The organism is Photobacterium sp. Ph5, assembly GCF_022129445.1.
GTDB lineage: Bacteria > Pseudomonadota > Gammaproteobacteria > Enterobacterales > Vibrionaceae > Photobacterium.
The window spans coordinates 159,890-167,139 of sequence record NZ_JADQAQ010000002.1 but is presented as its reverse complement, the minus strand read 5'-3'; the positions used below and the strand labels follow the sequence as shown (position 1 = coordinate 167,139).

At 36.0% G+C, this 7,250-nt stretch carries 8 protein-coding genes; all 8 read left to right on the top strand.

Annotated features, from left to right (window positions below):
- Positions 1–210: 210 nt before the first annotated feature.
- Positions 211–564: a hypothetical protein gene (locus tag I3259_RS01700; protein ID WP_238028032.1), complete on the top strand. Its 354-nt coding sequence runs from the start codon at positions 211–213 to the stop codon at positions 562–564.
- Positions 565–715: 151 nt separating this feature from the next.
- Entirely contained in the window at positions 716–1,387 is a 672-nt protein-coding gene (locus I3259_RS01695; protein WP_238028031.1) for a hypothetical protein, read from the top strand.
- 455 nt (positions 1,388–1,842) lie between these two features.
- On the top strand, positions 1,843–2,283 hold the full coding sequence (locus I3259_RS01690; protein WP_238028030.1) for a hypothetical protein: 441 nt from the start codon (positions 1,843–1,845) through the stop codon (positions 2,281–2,283).
- Positions 2,284–2,586: 303 nt separating this feature from the next.
- Complete coding sequence (locus I3259_RS01685; protein WP_238028029.1) at positions 2,587–3,468, top strand: NAD(P)-dependent oxidoreductase; 882 nt, start codon at positions 2,587–2,589, stop codon at positions 3,466–3,468.
- A gap of 195 nt (positions 3,469–3,663) precedes the next feature.
- A complete protein-coding gene (locus tag I3259_RS01680) occupies positions 3,664–4,875 on the top strand; it encodes a hypothetical protein (RefSeq protein WP_238028028.1) in 1,212 nt (403 codons plus the stop codon).
- Positions 4,876–5,840: 965 nt separating this feature from the next.
- Entirely contained in the window at positions 5,841–6,365 is a 525-nt protein-coding gene (locus tag I3259_RS01675) for a chloramphenicol phosphotransferase CPT family protein (RefSeq protein WP_238028027.1), read from the top strand.
- A 128-nt stretch (positions 6,366–6,493) separates the two neighbouring features.
- The gene (locus I3259_RS01670) at positions 6,494–6,712 is read left to right on the top strand and encodes a DUF6500 family protein (RefSeq protein ID WP_238028026.1); all 219 of its coding nucleotides are present in this window, start codon (positions 6,494–6,496) and stop codon (positions 6,710–6,712) included.
- 105 nt (positions 6,713–6,817) lie between these two features.
- The gene (locus I3259_RS01665) at positions 6,818–7,243 is read left to right on the top strand and encodes a GNAT family N-acetyltransferase (RefSeq protein WP_238028039.1); all 426 of its coding nucleotides are present in this window, start codon (positions 6,818–6,820) and stop codon (positions 7,241–7,243) included.
- Positions 7,244–7,250 lie beyond the last annotated feature (7 nt).

Sequence of the window (7,250 nt, the reverse complement as noted above, 5' to 3'; positions counted from 1 at the left end):
AACGATTATATTGGTTAACCTCTAAAACTGTGGCCAGTATTTATTGACCACTACAGTCAAGCATATGGGAAAGGTGGAAGTAGGAATGCATTAGATAGACTTCTAAAGCATGAAACATTACAAAAAATAGCTTTATCTCCTAAACCAGATAATACAACACTATCGTTACTACTTCTTGAAATCGAACCTAACAATAAATTAATTACTGCGATGAATCCATTTGCAAAAAATAAAGATAACGATGGCCTCAGAATAAAAGCAGGGTTAGATAAATTATTTAATACCACTGAACAGGAAAGAATATCCTTATTCGAAGCTGCATTAATACGCTATTTTTACCCTCAATTTAATAAAGAATTTAAAGATAGTTTCCCTTCGACTAATTTAAAAGTATTACAAGATTGCTATAAAAAGGACTTTTCAGCTGTTTTTGCTGAAATCTTTATTGATGAACTACCTTTCAAACTAAGATCTGAGAAAGTAGGTGTTTCACATTATCATTGTGCTAAACATAATCTGCACATAGAAAAAGAAAGAGAAGCATTCTTTTATAGTGATTCGTAAATATTCGCCTAACAAATGCATCAACACGATTTACTACATTCGGCGTTGTAGGTTTGTCTTTGGTTTCAGTGATTAAGGTAGTAAAATTCAGCTTAATCTGCATAGTAGTAAACGTGTTATGCAGGCGTTATGAGTTTTAAGTAGGTAGTTAATGGAAAATAAACAGATTTTTGTTGAGCATCCTCGTAAGTTTTTTGCTAGAACTCAGGTAATGACTCGTTCTTATATGTGTATCGCTGAATCAGAATATAGCAATTGTATATTGGTCGAAAATGCAGATACTTCAAATTTTGATGATTTTGAATTAGCAGAACAAAGTAATAAAGCTACAGCACATGCGCTTAAGACAATAGTATTTTCAGCCATGTGTGTTGAAGCTGCAATTAATGATTATGCAGGAACACATTTAGGGGATAAGTACTTTGAAAACCATTTATGTAATTTGGATGTAGTATCAAAGTGGGTGGTAATACCAAAGCTTGTTTGTGGAAAAGAAATCAAAAAATCTTCGGCAGCATTTGGTGCTTTAAAACAATTAATTCGCTCTAGAAACCAATTAGTACATAGTAAATCTCGTGAATTAGATCCAACTAATCCTAAATTAATGGAGCAAATGGAAGCGGCAAATATAAAATTTAATTCGGATTTTAATAATTCACTTAAAGCTGTCTACTTATTAGCAATGGAAATGGATAATTTAGTCGGAATTTATAACCCCATTAGAATGATGGATAGAGCTAGCCCTTGGTTCGATGAACTAGCTGAACCAGTAAAAGTTTTATTTGATGAATGTAGAAAGATAGTCACAAAGAATAATTCATAACAAATAAGGATATGTGTCGCGAAGCCGACACCTATCCGAAGTGTTGGACAAGCCAAAGCCACCTTATATAAGCAAATGTTGGAAATATCGTGAAGGGGAATACCAAAAAGCAGTCGAGCGCTATCCTTGGTGTGAACCAATAACTTTAACATTCTAATTTATAATAAAATCCTCTTTAATTCTGAAGCGTTAAAGTCATTATCCTTATTATTTAACGTTGGTTATCTGGGGCGAAATATTCCCTCTAATTGCATGGCATGTTGGCAGTAGAGGCAAAAATTCTTTCCTTTTATGATTGATTTCAAAAAGAAAGAAATACTTTTTGCTAAGTCGATACCGATGATTTTATTCTGAGTCAGGGTCTTTACCTGCACATTGATTGAATAGCAACTTCGACGAGGTTCAGAATGTATTGTGATTATGAGTTTTTAGTTGCATCAGCTAAGGCATTTATTATGTTTGGAGGGATCTTTTTAGCAGCCTACCTTGCGTATCGAATTGTCCGCTTGTTGTTAGTTAAACTTTACGTATATCAAAGTCTAACTACGCGGACAAAATCTGATATCGCTAAAATCATCGAGTTGTCAGAAAAAATAACTGTCCCTGGTCGATTACCTGAAAATTATGGAGTGCTGTGGCGCAGTGCGATGAGGAATAGAGATAATTTGGACTTAATGAAAAGTGCTGTTGCTATATTTGAGTTAGCGTTATGTGGGTACAAACAGCCCGTTGGTGACTCATCCAATAAACTAGAACTCATTCGTCTGCTGGAACAGTTTAAAGAAGAAGCAACTACCCAGAAAAAGAGTTTCTATGAAACGAGTCAAGCAAAGTTAATTTCAGCGTCATATTTGCTAGTTTCAAAGCACTTATTGCAGTCTAAAACATCGCTATAGCATGAGTTAAAGCCATCTAAGGTTTATTATTTCGCTATCTTGTTTTTTGCAGCTGCAGGAAGTCGCTTTGTAGTCAATCAATGCGGACTTAACGAATTAAGTGCAGCAGGACTAATGTTGGTATGCTGTTTTTTGTTATTTATATGCCAACCAATTAGGAAAGCGAAGTGATAACAAAGCTATAAAATCGGCTTTAAAACATGTGGTATTCTCGGCTTACTTTTAGTTCAGTTTTTTATTTTTCGCCGTTTATGGCGGCATCAGCTGTTAAAATGGTTTCGTGTATTTAAATAGGCAGTAAAGTTGAAAATTTTAATTACAGGCACGGCAGGTAGAGTAGGTCGTGCAATCTACATCAACTTAATGAAAAACCATGAAGTTGTTGGAATAGATAGGACGCCATGTTCAACCGCTGATTACGTTGGGGATATCCGTGATACAGCTTTATTGAATAAAGCTTTAGAAGGTGTTGAGGTTATTATTCATACCGCGGCTCTGCATGCCCCTCATGTAGGGTTGGTATCTGACAGTGAATTTGAAGACATTAATATAAAAGCAACCGAGCAATTAGCCTTGATGGGTGTAAAAAAGGGCATTAAACATTTTGTGTTTACGAGCACGACAGCCCTTTATGGTTTTGCATCAACGCCAGAGGGTGTAGCGGGTTGGGTTAATGAAACAGTAATGCCAAGTCCTAAAACGATTTACCACAAATCAAAGATTCAGGCAGAACAGATACTTGAAAATATCTCCAATTTATTCAATTTACCTGTCACTGTTCTTCAAATGTCTCGCTGTTTCCCAGAGCCGGTAAACGTAATGGCTGTTTATCGTTTAACTCGTGGCATTGATGCTCGAGATGTTGCCAGTGCTCATGCTTGTGCTGTAGAAAAACGTTTATCGGGATTTAGACGTTATATCATTTCTGGACAAACACCATTTAGCAAAACATGTTGTGAAAAGCTGTATCAAAACGCGGATGAGATTATACGAGAGTTTGTTCCAGACCTTGCTGAAAGCTTCGCGAATCGAGGTTGGCGTTTACCTCAATCACTTGATCGTGTTTATGATTCAACGTTGGCACAACAAGAACTCGGTTGGCAGCCAAAATATGGTTATGAGAGCGTATTAAATATGCTCGATAATGAAATCGCTGAGGTTCTTCCAATCATAAGCCACAGCTAAAAATAAGGATATGTGTCGAGCAGTCGGCACATATTCGAAGTTTAGTGATGTATCTAACTAACGAGTAATGGGATGAAGTGCACTACTATCGTAATTGATGCTTGGTGTTCATTTATTTTGTTAGGTGGGGTGACTAAGGTGATATTGATAAAAATTATCTGAACGGATAGATAACCATAACGTAAGGATACAAAAATGGTCAAAAATCACTTTAGAGTTAATATATTTAACTACATTGGTAGCCTCTTGTTAATTACAGCGAGTAGTTCGGCTGCTGCATTTTATGATGCATACCCTGAAAGCGAAGGGCCTTATAGTAGCGGTCCAGCATCTGAAAATTTACAGTGGTTAGGTGAAGACTTCTCAAGTTACAGTGATGGTCAGCAGCTAGAATGTTCGAATAATAAAGGTGCCAGAGATCATTTTGATGTTACCTCAGGATGTTTACAGGCTAAATATGTGGATAGTTGGAAACTAGGTTGGACGGACGATAAAGTATTTCGTGTCGTTGCGATTGGTAAAGACAGCAATGACAGCGAAATAAAGTATACCGATCAAACGAATCAATATCGTGCGTACATTAAAACATGGAAAAACTCTGGCTCTATACCTGCATGGTCTGGTTTACATGCGTTTGCTCGTTATCAAACATCTGATGACTTATATGTCGGCTCTATTCGTTATGACGGTAATGTCACGATTAAAGTTAAATACCAAGGGGCTTATACCACTCTTGCTCAAACCAAATTAACCAATGGCGTTAAAAACTACCTTAATACAGCAGGTAAACTTGCTGCTGGTCAATGGTATGACATTCACTTTTCTGTTGTGGGTAATAAATTAACACTCGCTCTTGATGGTGTTGAACTATTGTCTGTTAACAACGATTTATTAACAGAGGGTACGATAGGTATCCGCACCGATAATCTTTCTGCTTATCTTGATGATTGGCAATTACTTCCTAGTGATTCAATTGTTGTCGATCCGCCAACCGATCCTGAAATACCCACTGATCCCGAAATACCAGCACAGGTCGTTGAGTTTATCCCCGGTAAAACGAACGTCATCAATGGTGATATCTATTCGTATGATGGACAGTGTTATCAAGCCCAAAATAACCCTGGCAGTTGGGAGGTTCCAAGTAATGCGTCATGGTTTTGGGTTGCGATTGAATGTATAGATAACCCTACGCCACCAACTGATCCTGAACCACCGACAGAGCCTGTGCCGCCAACAGATCCGCTACCACCAACAACCGCTGTTGAGTTTATACCGGGCTCAACAAAGGTTAAAAATGGAGATACAGTTACTTATAACAATATTTGTTATCAAGCAAAGAACAGTCCGGGGAGCTGGGAAACGCCTAGTGAGAATTCATGGTTTTGGGATGTGGTGAGTTGCCCATAGTCACCAGAATATAAAAACCTCAGTCTAATCACCGGACTGAGGTTTATTTTCAAACAAAGTCTAATTGGTTGAATAAACTAAACGATCTTATATTAATTAATATTACAAATATCTATAAAGCTAAAGTTGTTCAGGAATAATATGGTTTTTAAATTTATATTTAAGTTGGTGTTTATAATTGTATTTGTTTTGGGATTAATGTTGATTTTCATAGATATTATAAATACATATAATTATTCAAAAGTAAGCAGTTGGAAAAGTTCTAAAGCGAGAATAATTCAATCTGAATTAGTTTATAAAAATGTCGACTCAAGAGGTCGAACAAGGATGAAGTGGTGTTTTGAATTTTTGTATGAATATTACGTTAATAACCAGAGAATAACGTCAAATCAAATTCGGAAAGGAAATGTTGTTTATTGTTCAAAAAGCAAAGATTATGCTTATAAAGAAATAGCGAATTATCCTTATGGCTCAGTCGTTGATGTGTATTATGATCCTACTCGTGTTAGCGATTCAGTTTTAGAACTTAAAATAATTAATTTTCACTCCCCGTTACTTTTAGGTGTTTTTTTATCGGTACTAGGTTTTTTCGCATTTAGAATCAAAAGGTTCCGAAAAAGTAGTAGGTAACATCTAAGGGTATGTACATGTAGTCGACATCAATCCGAAGTGAATTGTTAATAATAAATATCTTATTGAATAATGACACGAATTTTCTTGATATATTTAATGGTTGATATGTCTAGCGATGTATCTAATTGGTGAGTAATGCGATGCAGTGCACTACTCTTGTTATCAATGGTTATCAGTCATTTACCGTATAAGGTGAGATGAGTAAGGTTTTGTTTATAACGATAATATAAATGATGTTGTTGCTCTGCATTTACCAACGTAATCTATGTTTTTTAATCTTCAGATAGCAACTCTATTTAATAAGTAATTAAACTAGAAAAAGGAATTAGATTATGTACCCAGATGTGATTTTACTTAACGGAACTGGAAGTGCTGGTAAAACGAGCTTAGCTAAAGAATTACAAGAATTATTATCCATACAATATTTAAATTTTAGTATTGATAGTGTTTTATATGCCTTGCCACCAACAGATTTAAGAAAAATGATAGAAGGCAATCATATAAATCGTTCTGGATATGATTATGGTCAATTAACCGAAGGCTACCATAATAGTGTTAAAGGGTTATTAGAAGCCGGTTGTAAACTTATTGTCGATAATGCTTGGATAAATGAAGATGAAATTAATGCGCTAGAAAAGACGTTGAATGGATATCACGTAGTACGTGTCAAAGTAATGTGCCAATTGGATATCTGTATAGCACGAGAATTAGCACGAGGGGATCGTGCCATTGGCTTAGCTGAATCGGAGTATCCACTAGTTCATCAATTTATGAATTATGACGTAACAGTCGATACAAGTGATATACAACCAAAAGAAGCCGCAATACAGTTATTAAAGCAATTAGAACTTTGCTGAATAAAAACTATGGCTAGTAAGTTGATATGTCGCGAAGCGGTTATTTCTATAGAATTACTATGCGAGCCATATTTTGAATACGTATTTGATTTGCATTGAGTAGTGAAGTGACAGGTTAATGGGAAATAATGAGAACGGTATTAAGAAATAAAATCATTGAAGTATGTGATAAGAAGATAGCTATCAAAGGTGAAAATGTTGGCGTGTCTTTTTATGCGTTTTTCAAAAACAAAAATGATGATCCAGAGCTATTAATGGAAGCGGCTGAGTGGTGGATCAAAACTCATCAACTCGATCATTTTGAAAAAGCAGCCAAGATCAAAGTAATGGTCGTCGCTGGTGAATAAAAATCCCGCTTTGATATCGCAGAATAATGGATAAATAAAGGCGTTAAGAGAGCTTTCATGTTAGTTTTCACGCACTGTTTTCGTTTATCGCCATTGGAGCAAATATTGAAAATTGAAGTATCTGTTCAGCCATCTGAGCATCAATTACAAGTGATAAGTGATGGTATTAGTGCATTTAACGCACCGTATTTACCCAATGATGGTGAGTTTGAATCAGGCTTACGTTTTGCGATTATGGCGCAGAATGATAAAGATGAATATATCGGTGGGCTGCAAGCGAGTGTGGTATGGAGTTATTGCGTGTTGGAGTTACTTTGGTTGTCGGAAGAAACTCGTGGGCAAGGTGTAGGCTCTCAACTTATCGAACAATTAGTGGCGTTCGCGAAAGAAAAACAATTAACACAAATACGTACTGAGACGTTAGATTTTCAAGCTAAACCGTTTTATGAAAAGCAGGGATTTAAAGTCTACGGTGAAATTAATGATTCACCGAAAGGGCATAAAACGTACTTCTTAGTGAAGGTGTTGTAATTAATCG